We start from the raw sequence: 19985 nt of genomic DNA on the forward strand, positions 1-19985 counted from the left end.
CTTTCGCCACCCTTTGGCGGCAAAGCTTCCGTTTCGCGTAGAAATATAGAGAAGGGATGGGAAAATCATATCCTTTCCTATATTTCAAGCGTAAACGGCTTTCGCCACCCTCTGGCGGCAAAGCTACCGTTTCGCGTAGAAATATAGAGAAAGGATGAGAAAATCATATCCTTTCTCTATATTTTAAAAAACCTGCTCTGCCCTAAAAGGAACTTCATGAAGTCCCCTTAGCAGCAAAGCAGTATTTGAAATCGCTACCTATTGATTGATTTAGAACACTTGGAATACAGGGGCATCTGCCAAAAAACAAACCGGAAGCTTCGGATACTTCTCCGCTAGCATTTCAGCTAAATATTCCATCCCCGGCTCTTCGCTCTCGGCATGGCCAAGCATAATGAGCGCTTTGCTGTGCCCTTGGTGCAGCGCATCCCTTATATATTCTGGCGTTTCCCACTCCGGTCCTTCGCCAGCTATAATCAAATCCACATTTTGCTGCTGGAGCAATGGAATTGCTGAGCTTCCGCCGCCTCTATATCCTACCAGAACACCTACGCGTTTGCACGGCATTGTGGGTTCCCCTGCTGCCCGGACATAGGGAATGTGCAGCTTGCTTTTCAAATAATCAGCCACTTCGGCGAGCTGCATAGCGGGTATATCTACAATTGCCTCGGCTGGCTGCGTTTCGGCTGCCATCCAACCGAGCTTGCGCAGCAAACCGATCAAGACAATGTCCGGCTGGTAGCTATGCATATAATCATGGAAGCGAAAAATGCCGACACCTGCTTTTTCAATGAAAGCCGTTTTGGCCTCAACAACAGCGTCGTTGCGCAGCCAATCTCCTGCCTCATGGTGGCTATAAAAAAAGCCCTCGTGCGATACAATCAAATTGGCGCCCAAAGCGAATGCCTGCTCAATAATAGAATGGGTGGCCGAAAAAGCTGTAACGATTCCTTTGACTAAGGTATGCTCGTTACCAAAGCTCAATTGATCAACGGTTGGAGCAGGAACATCTACGCCTGCTTTCAAATCCTTTATCACTTGCCCAATGGTAATGTTCATCGCAGCCACCTTTCAAGCTGTCCATCCGACAGCAGCAGCAGTAGTAGCTTACTCATTCGGATAAACGACTACCTTCAAGCTGCCGCTCTTATTATGAATAGCCCGTTCAAGTGCCTCCTGCGTCTTGGCGAGCGGATAGCGGTCGGTAATGAGAAAGCTCGCATCTATGGATTCAGATGACAAAAAAGATAGGCCGCTAGGATAGGTATTAGCATAGCGGAAAATACCGTACAAATCAATTTCATTGTCCGCGATAAAGGTAATGCTCAGCGGCGTTTCATCCTGCGGAGGCAGTCCTACGATCGCGAGCTTCCCTCCCCGGCGCAGCGAATATAAAGCTGAACGAAGCGCATGGGGATTGCCGGCTGTTTCCCAAGCCACGTCCACCCCTTTGCCACCGGTCAGAGTCTTCACGACGCTGGCCGGGTCCTCGTTCTTGGCATGAATGGCGTGGGTAGCTCCCATCTTCAAAGCGGCTTCCAAGCGAATTTCCTCCATATCGCTCACAACGATTTGTGCGGCTCCGAAAGCTTTTGCCGTGGCAACCGCCATGAGCCCTACCGGACCCATGCCCATAATCGCTACCGTATCTCCGGGCTGCAGCTTGCTTCTTCTCGCCGCGTGAATGCCCACCGAAAACGGCTCGTTAAGCGCAGCCTCCTCATAAGACAATTGGTCGGGAATCGGAAACACCATATCCTCCCGAACCGCCAAATATTGCACGAAAGCGCCGTCTATCGGCGGAGTAGCCAGAAAGCTCACGTCAAGGCAAAGATTGTAGCGCCCTTCCTTGCAAGCACTGCAATGGCCGCACGTCGTCCCTGGCTCTATAGCGACCCGTGTACCTACCGTGACGGAGCTCACCTTATTCCCGACAGCTGCTATCATTCCTGCACATTCATGTCCGAGAATAAGCGGCTTCTCTACGATAAAGCGGCCTATTCGGCCATGCTCATAATAATGCAGATCCGAGCCGCATATGCCGACAGCCATCACCTTGACTAACACTTCTCTGTCCCCAATTGAAGGGATTGGTAGCTCTTGCAAAACAATTGCACCCGGCTCCGTCATAATGGCCGCTTTCATCGTTTGAGGCAGCTGCTCTCGTTCTAATCCTGCTACACTCTGCTCACTCATTTGAAAGTCTCCTTCACAGTCGAACATGTAAGTTAATAGATTTTGCGGTGGTGCTCATCTTCTATCCCGCTTTTGCGCAAAAAGTACGTATTGATTTGATCACGCCACTCTTCTGCATGCCGAGCCTGCTCCCGCAAACGCTCTTCAACCTGCGTATACAGCCCTTCCTTCATTCGGCCCTGCAGGGAGCTCCAAGCTGTCAGCAATTGCACCGCCCGCTCCACCCCTTCAAAGTGGGTATCGTATATATGCTGAATGACGGTTTTTCCAGAATGAAGCACATGGGTATACGGGACATGATGGAAGAACAGCAGCAGCTCATCTGGGCAATGCTCCAGCGAATTATAGATTTCGGCATTCGCGCCCATATATTGCGCGCTGTAGCCGGTTCCGCTCTGCACCGTGCGGTCAACGCCTAATCCTTTGTTGTCTGCAAAATGATACGTTCCCCATGGCGAATATTCATATCCATCGACATTAGGACCGTAATGATGGTTTGGGTTGACCATCCAGCCTATGCCGAGCGGTGCCGTATACGACTCATAAATGCTCCACGAATCCATTAGCAGTCCGCTAACGACATCATGAACGGCGGTATCCAAACTTAGAGCCAACTGTATCCACTCACTCGCTATTTGCTCCGCCGTTAAATCCGGGTTCCATGCCAGCCTGCCATAGCCGTACAAATTAGCTTGAGCCAGCAAATGCCCGCTCCAGTTTGATTCTGCTCCTACATTAGTGACAGCTGCCATCCCGTTTATCCGGTTGCCCCACATGGAGCCGTCGACAATACGCTTGACTGGAGCCTGTTCGCCGCTCGCATACGTATTGAACTCCAATATTTCCTTCCATTGCGGGACGAGGTAGCACAGATGCCGCTGCTGCCCTGTATACTCCTGCGTAATTTGAAATTCAATCAGCTGATTCGTATGCGCAAGCGCACCAAAGAGCGGAGATACAGGCTCTCTAGCTTGAAAATCAAGCGGGCCATTTTTAATTTGCAGCACAACATTATCGTTGAATCTGCCATCCAGCGGTTTAAAATGGTCATACGCTGCCCGCGCACGATCGGTCGTGCGGTCACGCCAATCCTGCTTGCAATTGTAAACGAAGCATCGCCATATCACGATGCCGCCATGCGGCTCCAGCGCCTGCGCCAGCATATTGGCTCCCTCTGCATGGTCCCGCTCATACGTAAAGGGACCCGGACGATTTTCAGAATCAGCTTTGACCAGAAAACCGCCAAAATCCGGAATGGCTACGTAAATTTCCGAAGCTTTGCTGTTCCACCAAGCTTGCACACTCTTATCCAGGGGATCAGCCGTCGCAAGCCCGCCGATCTGAATCGGACTCGCGAAATTGATGCTGAGGTACAAGCGAATGCCGTAAATCCGGAAAATATCGGCGAGCTTCGCTACTTGCGGCAAATAGGTTGGCGTAATAAACAGCGTCTCCTCCTGATGAACATTAACGTTGTTAATCGCTATCGCATTAATGCCAACCGAAGCCATCATTCTGGCGTAATCGCGCAGCCGCTCCTGATCCTTGGTAAAACGGTTATTTTCATACAAAAAAGAGTTTCCGGCATAGCCGCGCTCAATGCTGCCATCGAAATTATCCCAGTGATTAATCATTCTTAATCCGTTTATCGGAGCGCTGACGATATCAAGCTCATCGATTGAAGCGCCCGTGCCTATTAGCCTCAGCAAATGAAACACGCCATAAAGCACGCCTGCCGGCGAGGCAGCGCCGATTGCTAGACAGGAATCAGCATGGCTCGTGCGGATGACAAACCCTTCCGCTCCTGCAGCTTGAATATCTTTTTCGCTAAACAAGCTTTCATAGCGCGCATTCCCGGACGGGAACGTTCCCAGCGCGATATGACGCTGCCCCTGAGTGGGGGCAGCTGATACGGAGTGGCCCAGCATCGCTTCCAGGCCGAGCTTTAGTTCAGCCGCCGCAGCCTGAATCGTTTCCTGCTCTTCATAGACAACTATTGCGCCGCCCCATTGCTTATATTGCTCCAATTGGGTACCCGGCAGCGCCTTATTATAGCTCAGCCAAGCATGATAGCCGCTTTCCGCTGGTTTAGGTTTCCTCGCAGTTTCATTCATCCTTTGTTGCACCTCATCCTATGGTTTGAATTTGCCTTAACTGCTTTTGACAAGCGAATAGTCAGCCGACTTCTCATATAGCCACAAAATGGCGGTTACGCCGCGAGGGTAATATTTGCTGCCTACAATTTGGCCGGACAACACCTGGTCGCTCCAGCACCAGTAGGAAAGCTCAGGATGCAGCAGCCAAGCGACATGAGCCGAATCGGCAAGCTTTCCGCTCTCCTCCCACGGCATTTTCATAATTTCTCGGGCAATAAATTGGCATAAATAAATTTTGCTTAGCCATGAATTGTTGCTGGTCGAAGATAATTTCCACGCGCCATCCTCAAACAAGCATACGCCAGGCACAAGCACGGTTGTCAGGTGACGGTGAAGACTGCTCAAATAATCGGCAAATCTGCCGTTCGGATCGAGGGCTTCCTTGCAGCCGGTAAATAGCGGGAATACAAGCCCTTCAATCGCAGGAATGATGCGCGAGTCATTGTTTTCTCCAATAATAGCAGGTATATAACCATCCTCTGTCAATGCAGCTGTAATGGACGCCGCACATTTATCTGCTTGACCGCCAGCCTCTGCCGACAATTCTGGCAAGCCTTCGGCTTGGAACAGGCGCTCCAGCGCCACATAAGCGGCCCAGCATTTTCCGGCCATATAAATATTGTTGCGGGACTGGCCCAAGGAGGCATCCAAGCTGTCATAGGTGGAAATTTCAGCGCCTCCCTGCGTACGCGTGCTGTCCAGTGCCATAAGGCCGCTGCGCAGCTCCTTTACAGGATGATCCCGGTTCAGCATGCTTTCAAAGCAGGAGCGAATGACGAGCAGCATGTTGGCTGTAAATTCCGCATCCTTCGTTTGCTCAATATATACAAGCGCCGTACAGAGCCAATTGACCAGCTCTTCATGGGACATATAAGAGAAGCAGTCGTCCAGCCCCGCCAGCTCATAGGCCGAATATTGCGGACGGGAAAAAACATTCGCCACCCCGACATCATGGGTAAATGTTATACCGCCGGGATATAGCTCCTGCCCACCAGGAAACGTAACCTGGTCCTTGTAGCTGTACCTGTCTACGAACAGCTCCAATTCGTTTCTTACCGTCCACGGATTCATAATCAATTCAAAAAACAGCTGATCCACCGTCAAATCCAGCGTGTTCATCATCCGATATTCGCCTTCATTGACAATCCATAGCGCTTTGCCATCATGGTCCAGCATTTGGGTGCTTCCGTAATAGCTGTGAATAGCGTGCGAGAGCATAAATTTTTGATCGTTCGAAAGCTTCGAATCATTAATCCATTGATCCGCCTGCTGGCAAGACTCAGCAAGCTCCTGAAAATGCTCCAAGGCGTATGCAGCGACGCTGTCGATATTTTTAAAATAACGGGTATATGCATAAGAGGCTTCGATGCCTGTTGTGACGATGCCATCGCGATAGAAGCAAATTGCAAACTTGTACGTGCGCGTCTCGCCCGGCGGCACCTCCATTAGAATGGCTCCTGTTCCGCCCAAGCCAAAAGCATAGTTATGCTCGTATCGCTCATCCAAAATTTTCTCCATTGTAAATCCCAGCGCACTCTGAACATCGTCCGTATCGCAAGCGATAGCCGTCAAGCGGCCCTGCCCGATGCCGGCAATTTGCCCTCCGCTCGTATCGCCCAGCCTGCGCATCGCACTGTAGGGATCGCTGCCCTCGTAGCCAAAAAAACCTCTTCTAGCCGTGGACCCGTTGCTATTGTCCAGCGTCAATTCGGCAAAAACAGCCGGAACGATCGCCTGCTTCAGCTCCTCTGGGCTCGCTGCTGCCGGATCTGGCACGGAGCGGACAGGCGAATAAATACGCAGCGTTACGTCACCCGCCTGCCACGTATCTGTGCCTGCGCCCAGCGTTCGCAAAATTTGATCGTCGTTAAACGCTTTCAATTTTGCCGTCGCCTGCTGATCCTTATCGCTCGAATCGGCTTTTTCCACATCATATCTGGAGCTGTCGTCGGCAGCCGCTTCAAAAAACGGAAAAGCCTCATAAACGCTGCCAGCTAAAGCCTGCATTCCGATATAAATGTTTTGATCGGCTGGCTTTCCCAGCTCGGAAGCAAGTCCGCCCTTCTTTCCTTTGAAGCCCAAGGTGAAGCTCGAAAAAGCTCCGATTGGCGAGTGCTGCACATTATAAAATTGATTTGGATTAGCCACTGTTGAACCCCTTCCTGACCGTTAATAAAAATAAAAGTTAAGCGTTTGCATGAATTATTTTTATCCTAGCACGTCAGGTTAAGCGGAAGCCATTGTCAAATCGAGCAATTATTTACCCAAATCGGGCTGGGTACGTTATACTCGTAGTTAAGCATAGTGTGAAAATTTGCGAGGAATAGAACGGAGGTGCTGCATGATGGCAGCCACTTTTATACCACCTATACTTGGACAATGCATTAGCGAAGCTATTGTTCCTGATGTCAAAACAACGATCAACCTGTTTGGCATGCATTTGCGCAAAGTGAGCGGACAATGGGATTATCCGGTGCATACCCATCCCCAATATGAGATCAATTACGTGCTCGAGGGCGAGCAATTGTTTATCGTCGATGACCGTCATTATATACAAAAGGCTGGGGCCCTCATGTTTCTTCAGCCAGGAGCCTCTCATGCCAGTAAAAGTGGAAACGGCAAGCCGTTTACTTATTTTTGCCTGCATTTTGATATCGATGACCGCATGTTTTTATCCTTATTAAGTCGCCTCGACTCTGTTCTATTTGACACTGACAGCAATGTTGTCCAGCAATTAAGGCCAGCGCTCAATAAAGTCATCGAAATGTCGAGCCAGCTCGCTGAACATTCCGCTGCCAAGCTTACGGAACGGATGCGCCTCCAATCCGCTGTATTTGAGCTGTTCGGCCAGCTCTGGGAAGCCCTTTCTGCGGAGGCCGACCTCCATTCAGCCGTCTCCTACGAGAAAGTCCAGCTGGCTCATCAAATTCGCGATAAGCTGCAGGGACTCATTTACCAGCAATTCAAGCAGGATGCCGCTCTACTAGACCAGCATTACGGCATTGACGACATTGCAGCCGAGCTTGGCATCAGTGTCTCCCACTGCAACCGGGTGTTCCGGCAGGTTTTTGAAATGTCGCCCCGCGTGTTTCTCTCCAAGGAGATGCTGCATGAGGCGAAGGTGCTGCTTAACGATCCCCAGATGTCAATCAGCCAAATTTCCGCGATTCTCGGCTATCGCGATATTTCGCATTTTAGCCGGCAGTTCAAGCGCTGGTATGGTGCTTCGCCGAGTGAGTACCGTCGGGGGAATAAAGAGAGATGAGTTCTGCGAGGATAAGCTTTATATTATGATTATGCTTTGTGTCTAGGGCATCTAGGATGTGTATGCAAACCAAAGTCAGCCTGCTTCTGCTTGCTTAGCGCTTAATCGAGGGCGTCCCCTATGACGAGTTAAGGCTAGGGGATAGCCGCATGGGAGTGTTACTGAGACCAATGTGGCTGATATCACTGTGGCTGAGACCGCTGTAGCTGAGACCCCGCAGCTCGGGAACGCTCCCTGCTTTTTTTGCGGACTGAGTTTCCGCTATTCTGGCTTTTGATTCGATTTCAGGCCGTAAGCGGACAGGAAATCCGTTATTGCCCTTATTATCCCATCAAAGGGGCTTTTGGCAGTACATTAGCTGCTCCTGAGTCCGCGAACTGCCCCATAACCAGCGATTCTGTTGAAATAGCGGCTGCTGGGTCCGCCAAGTCCATCATTGTGCAGGGAGTAAGCCGGAGTTAGTTGCAAAACTGCGGCGGGAAGTGTTCCCATGTCCGCCAAGTCTATCTTTTTGCCTTGAGTACCCCCCTGCAACGACGAGCATAAAGCAGCCCTAGGCGAAAAAATCCTAAGCTGCCGCCGATTTAGAGAATGAACTTTACCTATCGAATTTCAGCTCTAACGTACTTCCTCCGCAATAAACAGCTGTAATCCTTGTGAAAGATAAGGGAGCACCAATTGAATATATTCCTCAGCTGGCTTTGCCCCGTTGTATTGCCAGTTAACAGCCGCACCGTATAGGCTCCAGCTTAACATGACAGCTGCAATTCGAACCGACTCCTCATCCTCTCCGATTCCTGCATTTTGTTTCATTAGCATGTCATAAAAAACTTGTTCAAGTTCTTTCTTAATAATGGCTTCAATGACAGAAGTAAAGGATTCGAAGCTTTTGCGGCATTGGGACGCCAGCGAAGATAGAAACACGGTAAGCGACATAAATACACTGGCAATCGTCTTTTCATTGAGCTGATCATGTATGGAGATTTCTCTCATTACGCTCATCATGAGGCTCTCTTTCAGTGTTTTTTCAAGCAGATCGTACTTATCCATAAAATGGTAGTAAAAGGTGGCACGGTTGACTGTTGCTTCTGTTGTAATATCTTTAATGCTGATATCCTTCAAATCCTTTTTCATCGCGAGAAGAAGAAAGGCATCCATAATTAATTTGCGTGTACGTACAAAACGCGGGTCGAGTCTGTTTTCCGTCATCCCATTCCACCTCTATTTTTTAGACATTTCACTGGATATGTCGTATATCCGATAAAAACGCTATTTTATCGGTTGAACAGCTGCATAGCGCTATTTACAATACAACTATACAACAAGTGTTGTAGAAATAAAAGGTGGATAAGAAATGAGGTGGAACGATGAAAATAACCGTTTTTGGGGCAAGCGGCGCTATTGGGAAGTTGGTCGTCCAAGAAGCATTAAAACATGGCGACCAGATAGTCGCTTATGTAAGAAGAGCCGATGCTCTGCCTGACAAGGATCCGAATATACAAGTCATTGTTGGCAGCTTGGATGACCGCGGCAAAATGGAAGAAGCGATTGCGAATTCAGACGCCGTAATCAGCGCGCTGGGGCCAGCCCTCGATAAATCCAGAAAAGTGAAGGATTTGCCGATAGCCCGGGCTCATGAAACCATTATTCAAATCATGCAGGCTTTAAATAAAAAACGTTTCATCACTTTGGCAACGCCTACCGTCAAAGCAAAAGAAGACCGTTCACAAACCGCTACTGTGCTGCCCGGTATAATGGCTAAGCTTCTTTTTCCAACCGGCTATCAGGAAATGAAGCGCATCGAACAGTTGATTCAGCAATCAAGTCTGGAGTGGACCGTCGTACGCATAATTAACCCTAATATTAAACATGACGGCAAGAGCTATGGGATTTCGCTTGGGGATACGAAGGCAGGCATGAATGTGACGCGAGAAAACGTTGCAAAATGCTTATACGATTCCGTTCGAAATACGGCCTATATCCACAAAATGCCGATCGTTTTTAACCAATAAAGGAGGAAAATACAACATTGACGATGACCATATGGATTATAGAAGGATTATTAGCAGCGATGTTTCTAATGGCAGGATTGGGTAAAACATTCGGTTCTTCGATGCACGTCGAGTCCTTCAGGCGCTGGCGGCTGCCGCAGTGGTTCCGAGTGGTGACAGGACTAGTAGAGCTAGCAGGAGCAGCATTGCTCATTATTGGGTTTTGGAAAAGCGGCTTTGCCATAGCTGGCGCACTCCTTTTGGCTGTTACAGCCCTTGGTGGAATCTTGACTCATCTACGCGTAAAAGACGGCATCAAGGAAACGTCTACGATTGTTATTCTTGGCATTCTGGCCGGCGTATTGCTGTTCCTGCTCTACTAATTAACTTTAAGAAAGGATGCGTTACGATGTTAAATCGGGGTGGAAAACCGTTTGAATTCGGCATTTATTCGCTGGGTGAATTGCTTCCGGATCAGCACGGGCAAACAATCGGAGCGGCCGAGCGGGTGGCAGATATTTTGCAAATGGCCAAAATGGCAGATGAAGCGGGCCTTGACGTATTCGGGGTAGGTGAGCATCACCGGGCGGATTTTGTCACCTCCTCGTATGCATTGATCCTGGCTGCTGCTGCCCGGGAAACAAAGAAAATCAGGCTGACCAGTACACTGTCCGTCATCAGTACCGCTGATCCGGTGCGTGTGTACGAAGATTTTGCGACGCTGGATCTCCTTTCGCAAGGCAGAGCGGAAATTATTGTGGGCCGCGGCGCCTTCCTTGAATCATTCTCGCTATTCGGAGTGGATTTGAACGATTATAACGAAGTTTTCGAGGAAAAATTAGCATTATTTATGGAGCTTCAAAAAAATAGGACCATTTCCTGGCAAGGACGTTATCGTCCTTCCTTGAGCCAGGCCAGCATTGCTCCGCGTCCTTATCAGGGCAAGCTGCCGCTTTGGATCGGCGTTGGCGGCACGCCGGAAAGCGCGGTGCAGGCAGGTCGGCTAGGCGCCAATATGGCGCTTGGCTTATTGGGTGGACGACCTGAGAGCGTCAAACATTTGACTGACCTCTACTGGGATGCGGCGCGCACAGCAGGTCATGAGCTTAGCCAGCTCCAGGTGTCAGTGAACGGCCATGCTTATATCGCCGATACAGGCGCACAAGCGGTGGACGAGTTTCACCCGCATTACATGAATTATTTCGGCCATTTTATGAAAGAACGAAACCAGCGCTTTGACGCCCCGAAGGAGTCGCTGCACCAACAGCGTGCGGCCAGCTACATTCTAGGAGTGGGCAGCGCGGAGGAATTGACCGAGAAAATCCTGCACCAACATGAATTGTTCGGCCACAGCCGCTTCATGGCCCAATTCGATATGGGCGGCCAGCCCCTTGCCCGAGTAGAGAAAGCCATTGATATGCTCGCCAACCGGGTAGCGCCAGCGGTACGAAAAGCTCTGAATCGTGCAACCGCAACTTAAAAGCAGATATTCGCGCATCCTGCTGCAAGTGCAGCAGGTGCTGCTTTTCTTCCATACGGCAGACAACAAAGGAGTTGTCCCGATACTTAATCATTTTTTCGATCATGGGGAACACTAGAGACCGATCTTCATCTTAGGCATGCTGCTCACCCTATTTCTTCATCATCCATTGCCCATAAAATCGCTTCTTCGAGGTAAACATTCCAAAAGTCCCACGTATGGGCACCAGGACTTTCCGTATACGCGATCTCAACATTTTCAGAAACCAGAAAGCTGTGGAATTTCTGATTGACGTCCAATAGAAAATCCTCGGTACCGCAAGCCATATAAATACGAGGAATCTCCTCGTTGCTTCGTTTGAGGTTCAAAATCAGCGCTTCCGGATCTTTATCGCTCCCTTGCAGTTGATTTAAGTCGCCGAACACCCGCGTAAAATAGTTGTAATCAGCAACTCCATCGCGATAATCCTTCGCTGCTCCCGCAATCTTATAGGGTAATATGGCAGAGGAAAAAGCCATGATCTTGCTAAAATTCCCGGCATACTTCAAGCCATTGCGTATCGCACCGTAGCCGCCCATGGATAAACCGCCAATAAAGGTATCCTCTCTTCTTTTCGATAAAGGAAACATTTCTCGCGTAAACGCGACCAGTTCATTGCCGACATATTCCCCAAATAATTCTCCTTTACCCAGATCATCCACATAAAAATGATTTTCTCCGGATGGCATAAACACAGCGATGTTATGTTTATTAGATAGCTCCCTAATTCTGGTATAGCTAATCCAGTCCATGCAGCTGCCCGAATAACCATTTAATAAATAGAGTGCCTTCATCGTTTTTTTCTCCGCTGCTGCTTGGCCCGGTATTTCCAGCTTGTCTAATGGAATCAGTGCATTAAAAGTGACTTCTCTTCTCAGACATTTTGAATAAAAATGAACCTGCATCATGGCCATTATCCATGTCCCCTATCTATTTTTTATCGCAATTACACGTCGTATTCTACGGTAAATCCGCTCTCATCGATGTAATTTACAAGTAGATAAAGGGCTCTTCCGCATCGATAAAGGAGACTGGAATACCGTTGACCAAAGGCTGCAGCCATTCAGCCATATGCTTCATGCCGGGCTCCTCGCTTCGTTCATGTCCTACTACCAGCATAGCCTTATTAAGTCCAAGCATCCTGGCATCATTAACGTAGGCACAAAGCGTCCATTCTACAATTTCTCCGCACACCATTACATCAAGATTTTTATCCCGCATGAGCTCTATCGGCATTTGTTCTCTACCAAGTCCCAAGCTGCCACCGCCGACGAGTATGCCAATTCTTGAACACGGCATTGCTGGATCCCCGACGATTTGGATGACCGACATATTTAGCTTTTGCTTAAAAAATTCAGCCAGTTCTCCGAGCGTTGTCTGGGAGATTTCATACGAATGCGGCTGGTTTTTTTCGATCATTTGCTCCTCCCAACCGATATCCTTCAATAAACCATCGTAGATCCGGTCCGTATGCCCCATGTGCATATGATCATGAAATCTCCAAACCGCGATTTGGTTGTCTTCGATGAGCTTCTTTTTTTCCAAATAAATGGGGTCATGTTCAAGCCATTCTATTTCATCCTTTCCCGTATAGTAGGTTGGCTCGTGGGTAATGATCATGTTAGCGCCATGCGCAATCGCCTTTCTGATCACCTCGACGGTAGCCATAAAGCTCGTGACAATACCTGTCACTTCCATATCAGGATCGCCGCTCATTAATACATCCCCTGATTTTTCTAATTTTCGATCGCCGCAAGTATCGAATATAACCGTGTCAATCACTTCTTGTACCTTCATTTTCTTCTCTCCTTTGACATTCCTTTGAATTCCCTTTAATTATCCTTTTACTGCTCCAATTACGACGCCTTTAGTCAAATACTTCTGAAGGAAGGGAAGGACAACTAATATCGGTAAAATGCCAATGACAGCCATAGCCATACGAACTGCCGTGCTAGGAAGCTCTACGGCGCCGACACCAATCATACTGCTCGCCTGATCAGACTTTAAATATTGGATATTGTTCATTAGCTGAATCAGAAGATTTTGAACGCCATAATATTGGGGCTTAGTAATATAATACAAGGCATTGATCCAATCATTCCAATACGTTAATGCTGTAAACAAACCGATTGTCACCAGAACTGGAACCGATAGCGGCAGCATAATTCTGTAAAAGGTTTTCAGCTCGGAAGCGCCGTCGATCTGTGCCGATTCGATCAGGTCCACTGGCACATTATTTTTAAAATAATTACGAACCAACAGAACGTTAAAACCGCTTATCAAATAGCTAGGCACGATTAACGCCCACAAGGAATCCTTAATATGAAAAATTTTCGTCCACATCATATAAGTGGGGACCACGCCGCCGCTAAACAGCATTGTGAAAAACACAATAAAAGCCAGAACATTATGCAGCTTAAAATCCCTTCGTGCCATCGGGTATGCAAGCATTGCGGTCAGAATCGTGCTGACTGCGGTTCCGACGATCGTAACGAAGAAGGATACACCATAGGCTCTAATAAAAGTTGAAACGGTTGTGTACATGTACACATAGGCATCCAGGCTCCATTTTTCCGGAAAGTAGCTGTACCCGTTTCTGATCAAGGCAGACTCGTCCGTAAAAGAAGCCACGAAAATTAAAATAAAGGGTAAAAAAGCCGCCAAGGTAATCAAAGTCATAACGAGTGCAGAGAAATGGGCAAAGGTCCGTTCTCCTCTTGTTTGTATCAACGTATTTACCCCCTAAAATAAAGCATTATCAGCATTTACTTTTCTGACAATCGCATTCACAATCAACACAAGTATGAAACCAACTAACGATTGGTATAGACCAGCTGCTGCCGACATCCCAATATCATTTAACTGAATCAGCGCCCGGTACACATACGTATCAATGGTCTGTGTCGTGCTGTACAAGGCACCAGCATTCATCGGCACTTGATAGAACAAGCCAAAATCGGAATTAAAGATTCTTCCTACCGAAAGAAGTCCTAATATAATAATCGTCGGTTTCAGCAAAGGCAGCGTTATATTGAAAATTTGCTTCAGCTTGCCTGCGCCATCAATCTTCGCCGCTTCGTAAATGCTCTTATCGATACCAGCGATAAATGCAAAATAAACGATTGACCCATAGCCGGCGGTTTTCCATAACTGGATGATGACTAATATATAAGGCCAATATTTAGCCTCCGAATACCAGCTGATTTCAGGAAGCCCCAACGGTCGCAAAATGGAAAGATTAATAAATCCGCTATCCGAATTAAGATAAGCAAATACGAGGTATGACAGCACCACCATGGAAATCAGATTCGGAAGTACTAGGCCGGATTGAAAAAACTTCGAGTATACCTTCGTTAACAGCTCTGACATTAGAACAGCGATAAAAACCGAACAGATCGTGCCTAAAACAATAAACGCTAAGTTATATAAAATCGTATTTCTTGTCATGATGAAGGCATCGCTTGTATTGAAGAGAAATTTAAAGTTAGCAAGTCCAACCCAATCGCTGCCGAATATTCCTTTCGTAAAATCCACTTCTTTGAACCCAATAAAGACGCCGAGCATGGGAATATAATTATTAATGAGCAAATAAAGCAGACCTGGAGCCGCAAGCAGAAGTAGCGGCATCATCTTCTTTAATTCCCGGCGTTTTGCAATCGCAGCGTTCATCAACATTTCTCCTTTCGTACAAAGTGGAGCTTGCACCAAGCCCCACTTCGCACCTCTCACTTATTTATTGCTTCTTCTTCGCCAGCCAAGCGTCAAGCTGCTCCTGCTTCGCTTGGATAATCGCTTCGGCGCCAGCATCGTTCAACGCTTCCACGAGCTTGGGTATCGTCGTTTCGGGGTCCAAGGAGCCGGTAACCAGTCCAGGAAGATATTGATTGACGACATTATTGACCGAGCTCATTTGCGTTTTCACACTGTTTTGATCGAAAATAAAGCCAAAATAAGGAGAGCGTTCCGTCTCTTTATTTTCTTTCAGCTTCAGCTCAATATCTGACCAATCTGCACCCTCAAGTTGATACTGAAGAGACTCCGAACCAACAATTCCGGAACTCAAATGCGCGGTGTAAGCAACCGTCGAAGCATTTTTGCCCTCAGGGAACTTGACATGATGCTCATCAACCTTCACATAATCCTCGCCTTCGATTCCGTACAACAGCGTGTTCATAACTTCAGCGTCCGTATATAACAAGTTTAAAAACTTCATGGAAGCCTCTGAAGCTTTACTCCTGCTTGAGATCATCCATACAACCGCATTGACTGCAATCGTATCGAAATAGAACGGTGCAATGCGTTTCGTCTCTAGATTCTTGCCGGTTTGGGCGCTAAGCGCTTGGGCAACAGCCATACCGCCATATCCACCCATATAGGCGAATCCGCGTCCGGAGGCAATCATTTCAGAAAATGGACTGGAGGCTGTTGCCGCATCTTTCTGCAAGTACCCTTTGTTGTACCATTCTCTCATCATCGCAGCACCAGCTTTAAATTCATCCGTGTCATAAAAATTCCGTACTTTGCCGTCATCTCCGATGACGACTCCGACACCCGTGCTGTCTGTCAGAAAGTCGACTTTATTTAATCCTCTTAACAGCCTCACCAGCCCCGTATCACTCGGGCTGACATTGATGGGACCGAAAGGAACGACATCTGGATTCTTTTGTTTCAAGGCATCAAATATCGCCGGCAGATCATCTATCGAATCCATATCATCAGCGGACTTTCCCATTTCCGACATCATGTCGGCGTTGTAGACCAGATTGGTTGGAAGCGCCATCCCTTTATTCGCGGGAATGCCGTAAATTTGACCATCAATCGTAGTCGCTTCAAGAAGATCGTCACCGAAGTCCTTATCCAAAATCCCTTTCATGTCTTTCCCATATTGCAAGAGAAGATCATTCATTGGATAAAGCTGTTTTTTCGATGCGAAATTCGCGAACTGCTCAAAGCCTGTAAAGATGTCCAATTGCTCACCGCTTTGCAGCGCCAGGTTGACTTTCTGGCTGTAATCAGCTGGACCGTAAATTTTCAGCTCCACCTCAACATTTATCTTTTCCCTTGTAATCTTATTAATAGCTTCCGTTACGCGGCTAAGATCGTCAGGTATTCGATTAAATGACGGGAGTGCAAATACAACTTTTTCAACCTTTCCCGCAGCCTCTTTAGACGTTTCGTTTGCGGATTCTGTGCCGCATGCGGTTAACGACGAACCGATTAAGGTTACAGACAAAAGCAGTGCAGTGATTCCCCTTTTTGTGCTCATTTGTTCTGCCTCCATTCGAATAATGAATCTCCTTCATCTTACCTTCAATCCACTTTCAACACTTTAATAAATCCGTGCTCTTTTTTAAAAAATAAGTACTCTGCTTAGTAAATGAATCCCACTCTGTCTTCTTTACTTGATAAAAAAACAGCAACTCCGCCACCTCTTTTGGGTAACATAGTTGCCGTTGATTATTTTTTAGGGCTTTATATCTTCAGAACGTTATATTTGACACGAAACGCATTTGGAGTTTCGCCTGTGACTTTTTTAAATACGGTGGAGAAATATGAAATGCTGTCAAATCCCGTTTGGGTTGCAATGTGGCTAATGCTTTCCTTACTGTGGATAAGCATTTCTTGCGCAACCTTCACCCGATACTCATTCAAATACTCCTTGACCGACAAACCTGTTTCCAGTTTAAAGCGCTTAGCTAAATAGTCCGGCGTTAAAAACACGACTGCCGCTATATCTTCCCGATTTAAATCCTGATTGTAATGCTCATGGATGAATCTTTTTGCCTTTTCAACAACACCTTCCGAGGCGATGACCATCTTTAGAAAATCGATCGTTGTATTCGTTACATAATTTGCCCATTTCATGAATTCAAATACACTGGCATTCGAGCTTTGGGCTAATTGCTGAGCTACCTCATCCGAAAATAATTTATGAGCCTGGATATTGTTTTTATACAATAAGGCATAGACAACCTGTACGAAATCCTGGTGTATGGCACGTATTGTGATCACATCCAGTTTATTCAGGGCCGCAAGCGACTCTAATTCCTTTTTCAACAAATGAACGATCTTCACTCTTTCTCCTTGAATCAACAACGTATTCATTAGAGCAACATCGAGCGAATAAGGTTCAGAATGGGCATTAACAAAATGCTCCTTGCCATCATGCACTTTACCCTTATAAATGATGTTCTTTTTATCCATTTCCTCTAGCCTTATTTTAGCTTCGGCTATTTGGTAAATGGCATTCCCTTCTGCGAGATAGGAAGTAGCCGTGCAGCGGAACAGCTTTCTGCATTGTTTAATGAGTTTATTGCATTTATCCTTTACTACATCAATGGATTCCGCCCCAGGTATAATTAAAGCGCTGTAAAAAACATCCTCCATTTTGTAAGTCACGATTTGTGAATGATCGGTCGTACCAAACCACATTTCCGAACACAAGTTATGAAAGGCGTATTTGAACGTATTATCGTTCCAATCGATCTCCATATCCGTTTTACTGACGCAAGTAATCGCGAGAAGATAGCGTTCCTCCAAATGGATGTCCAAATCTCTTTTCCGCATTTCGGACTGAATGACATCGAGTCGAGGAGGTATCGTCGCAAACATAATGTCTCTCCAGAAGCCCTGCTCAACGAGATCGCGGTTTTTCAACCATGCCTGCCCGTACCTGCTGTATTCATTTAGTTCCCTTCTTTGCTTGATGACATCTATCGCCTTTATTAGCGACGTCTCAAGCTTATCTTTATCAAAGGGCTTAATGACATAAGCATCCGCATTAAACGAAATGGCGGTGGAGGCAAAATCAAAGCTCTCGTGACAGGTAAAGAAAATAAAGGCGCAGTCGTATTTTTGTTCTCTTACCCATTTGATCATATCGAGTCCGGTACCCTTTGGCATTTCAATATCGCATATGATGATGTCAGGAATGCTTTGTTCGAATAGCAGCTTCGCATCGGATATATTGTGTGCCGTCATGATTTTGGAAATACCGAATACATCCCAGTCTACGAAATCGTGCAAAACGTTTACGGTAGGGATATCATCGTCAATTAATAAGCATTGCATCTGTTTCATCCCCTTTGTGTGGAGTTTACTCTTCGTTGTCCATAGGAATCATTATTTCTACTCTGGCGCCGGATGGCTGTATATTGGATAGCTTTAACAGCCTGTCCCGCTTGTATAAAAGCTTTAATGTTCTTTGGATGTTGCTGATCCCCACTTTTTCCCCCGTACCGCTTTGCTGCAGATCTGAAAAATTCACTTCTTCCATCATTTCTTCGGGGAAACCCTCTCCATTATCTTCTATTACTACCCGAAGGAAAGGTTGGCCATTTGTGAGAACGCTATCGACTTTAATAAAAATAGACAGCATTTCTTTAGGTGCTAAAGCATGCTTAAACGTGTTCTCAACAAAGGTTTGAATCAAATATTGCGGCAGCGGATAAGATTGCAATTCCCGATCGATGTCCGCCATGTGGAACACCTGATTCGGATATCTAATTTCTTGCATCTGGATGTAATTTTCGACATGCTTCATTTCTTCTTGAATTTGAACTTGAACCAAACCGCCTCTAAACATGTATCGTAAATGCTCGGATAAATGGCTGATTAACAGACGTATCTCCTCATTTTTATTATGGTAGGTGAGGCTAGAAATGGTCGTTATCGCATTTAAGAAAAAATGGGGCCTTATTTGCATTTGCAAATATTTTAATTCCGTTTTGTTCCGCTCAAGCTTCTCTTCATAGGTGTTGATTTTCAACGTTTTAATTTCGCGTATCATCGAGGAAAAGGAATTGGACAACCGTGCAAACTCGATTGAGGAGGCTTTATTGGAAAATGAATAGTCCCAGTTGCCTTTTTCAACTTCTTTTGCGCCTTTTACAAGCTCTAATATGGGTTGAATCAAATCCTTTGCAAAAAATCTGAAGATAATCGGAGTGATGACGACCGCAGCTATACTTAAAAAAATAATAAGCCATTGAATCAATTCCAAGCCCAAGAAGACATTTCGACTTGCGACAACGTTCGTTAATCTTCCGAATTCAGGAATCTGCTCGGTAACGAAAAAATGCTTGGAGGTATAAATATGGTATTGTTTCTCCTTAGTAAGATCGACTGGATTTGTTGTAGAAAGCATACGGTCCGACTTATCGGTTAGGTAAAATAAGTTTTGTTCATTTGCATTTTTCTTTATGGCAGACATTAGCGTATCCGTCTTTATGACCGCTCCAAAGATCACATTCGAATAAGTAATCGATTTCAATAAATAAGCAACGCCGTTCACTTCGACAGGCATCCACTCTGCCGCACCCGCCACTTTCCCAGCTTCAAAATCATATTCCTTTAGAAAGTCAGTCAAAAACAAGCCTTCCTTCGAATACATTCGATTACTAAAGGAGGCTAATAAAAAGTCCTCATTGGGAACGGAAATAAATAATCCGTCACTTCCGCTCGTATTAGACGCCTTCGATGCCAAAATCTCCTGCAGTCTGATGGCTTCAAAATACTTCTGGCTCTCATCCTTTGTTCCAAACGTACTAAGGCTATTAATCTGTGTATCGAACACCTCTAACAAATCCCTGGATGTATTATTTAAGCTATTTTGAATACTGTTAATATAAATCACCAATGTGTTCTTGGAGCTTGCAAGCTGATTTTTTCGCACGACTTCCAACGAATAAAAATTACTCAAGATCAGTGTGGCTAACAGGATCGCCAGCATCACCGTCATTTGCACAGTAATTTTTCTAATCATACTATGCTGCTTCAACATCTTGCTCCACCGCCCAAATGATCTTATGCGTTTTGCCTACGATTGATTATATACATTATTTCTAGTCGAGCCTACA

At 46.4% G+C, this 19985-nt stretch carries 16 protein-coding genes; 4 read left to right on the forward strand and 12 right to left on the reverse strand.

The window, feature by feature from the left end; genetic code table 11:
- Positions 1-270 precede the first annotated feature (270 nt).
- The 4 genes from AC6B99_RS32755 to AC6B99_RS32770 are packed head-to-tail and all read right to left on the reverse strand — an operon-like array spanning position 271 to position 6500.
- Positions 271-1059: a Nif3-like dinuclear metal center hexameric protein gene (locus tag AC6B99_RS32755; RefSeq protein WP_496665108.1), complete on the reverse strand. Its 789-nt coding sequence runs from the start codon at positions 1057-1059 to the stop codon at positions 271-273.
- A gap of 48 nt (positions 1060-1107) precedes the next feature.
- Positions 1108-2196 carry an NAD(P)-dependent alcohol dehydrogenase gene (locus tag AC6B99_RS32760; protein ID WP_496665109.1) on the reverse strand — a complete coding sequence of 363 codons (1089 nt, stop codon included), beginning with the start codon at positions 2194-2196 and terminating at the stop codon, positions 1108-1110.
- A 32-nt stretch (positions 2197-2228) separates the two neighbouring features.
- Positions 2229-4310, reverse strand: coding sequence for an alpha-glucuronidase family glycosyl hydrolase (locus AC6B99_RS32765; protein ID WP_056038852.1), 2082 nt, complete (start codon positions 4308-4310; stop codon positions 2229-2231).
- Between the two features lie 36 nt (positions 4311-4346).
- Positions 4347-6500: a glycoside hydrolase family 52 protein gene (locus AC6B99_RS32770; protein WP_496665110.1), complete on the reverse strand. Its 2154-nt coding sequence runs from the start codon at positions 6498-6500 to the stop codon at positions 4347-4349.
- A gap of 196 nt (positions 6501-6696) precedes the next feature.
- Here AC6B99_RS32770 and AC6B99_RS32775 point away from each other — a divergent pair, with 196 nt between their 5' ends.
- Entirely contained in the window at positions 6697-7617 is a 921-nt protein-coding gene (locus AC6B99_RS32775; protein ID WP_056038857.1) for an AraC family transcriptional regulator, read from the forward strand.
- A 618-nt stretch (positions 7618-8235) separates the two neighbouring features.
- On the opposite strand, the gene AC6B99_RS32780 is transcribed toward AC6B99_RS32775, so the two are convergent.
- A complete protein-coding gene (locus AC6B99_RS32780; protein WP_056038863.1) occupies positions 8236-8826 on the reverse strand; it encodes a TetR/AcrR family transcriptional regulator in 591 nt (196 codons plus the stop codon).
- A 158-nt stretch (positions 8827-8984) separates the two neighbouring features.
- Between AC6B99_RS32780 and AC6B99_RS32785 the strand changes: the two genes are divergently transcribed.
- Genes AC6B99_RS32785 through AC6B99_RS32795 form a run of 3 tightly spaced genes read left to right on the forward strand, consistent with a single transcriptional unit; the run spans position 8985 to position 11088 of the window.
- Complete coding sequence (locus AC6B99_RS32785) at positions 8985-9629, forward strand: NAD(P)-dependent oxidoreductase (protein WP_056038866.1); 645 nt, start codon at positions 8985-8987, stop codon at positions 9627-9629.
- A gap of 23 nt (positions 9630-9652) precedes the next feature.
- Positions 9653-9991 carry a DoxX family protein gene (locus AC6B99_RS32790; protein ID WP_081418954.1) on the forward strand — a complete coding sequence of 113 codons (339 nt, stop codon included), beginning with the start codon at positions 9653-9655 and terminating at the stop codon, positions 9989-9991.
- Positions 9992-10017: 26 nt separating this feature from the next.
- Positions 10018-11088: an LLM class flavin-dependent oxidoreductase gene (locus tag AC6B99_RS32795; protein WP_496665111.1), complete on the forward strand. Its 1071-nt coding sequence runs from the start codon at positions 10018-10020 to the stop codon at positions 11086-11088.
- 146 nt (positions 11089-11234) lie between these two features.
- Here AC6B99_RS32795 and AC6B99_RS32800 read toward each other — a convergent pair whose 3' ends face one another.
- The 7 genes from AC6B99_RS32800 to AC6B99_RS32830 all read right to left on the reverse strand — a co-directional run bounded on the left by AC6B99_RS32800 (position 11235) and on the right by AC6B99_RS32830 (position 19453).
- Positions 11235-12041 (reverse strand): alpha/beta hydrolase, encoded by an 807-nt coding sequence (locus AC6B99_RS32800; RefSeq protein ID WP_496665112.1) that lies wholly within the window; start codon positions 12039-12041, stop codon positions 11235-11237.
- A gap of 76 nt (positions 12042-12117) precedes the next feature.
- Positions 12118-12924 (reverse strand): Nif3-like dinuclear metal center hexameric protein, encoded by an 807-nt coding sequence (locus AC6B99_RS32805; protein ID WP_496665113.1) that lies wholly within the window; start codon positions 12922-12924, stop codon positions 12118-12120.
- A 39-nt stretch (positions 12925-12963) separates the two neighbouring features.
- Positions 12964-13857 carry a carbohydrate ABC transporter permease gene (locus AC6B99_RS32810; protein ID WP_081418940.1) on the reverse strand — a complete coding sequence of 298 codons (894 nt, stop codon included), beginning with the start codon at positions 13855-13857 and terminating at the stop codon, positions 12964-12966.
- Positions 13858-13869: 12 nt separating this feature from the next.
- Positions 13870-14796, reverse strand: a complete 927-nt coding sequence (locus tag AC6B99_RS32815; RefSeq protein WP_494865211.1) for an ABC transporter permease subunit — start codon at positions 14794-14796, stop codon at positions 13870-13872.
- Between the two features lie 64 nt (positions 14797-14860).
- The gene (locus tag AC6B99_RS32820; protein WP_496665114.1) at positions 14861-16393 is read right to left on the reverse strand and encodes an ABC transporter substrate-binding protein; all 1533 of its coding nucleotides are present in this window, start codon (positions 16391-16393) and stop codon (positions 14861-14863) included.
- Between the two features lie 206 nt (positions 16394-16599).
- Positions 16600-18198, reverse strand: coding sequence for a response regulator transcription factor (locus tag AC6B99_RS32825; RefSeq protein ID WP_496665115.1), 1599 nt, complete (start codon positions 18196-18198; stop codon positions 16600-16602).
- 25 nt (positions 18199-18223) lie between these two features.
- Entirely contained in the window at positions 18224-19453 is a 1230-nt protein-coding gene (locus AC6B99_RS32830) for a sensor histidine kinase (protein ID WP_162241921.1), read from the reverse strand.
- Positions 19454-19985 lie beyond the last annotated feature (532 nt).

Source organism: Paenibacillus liaoningensis (genome assembly GCF_059609455.1).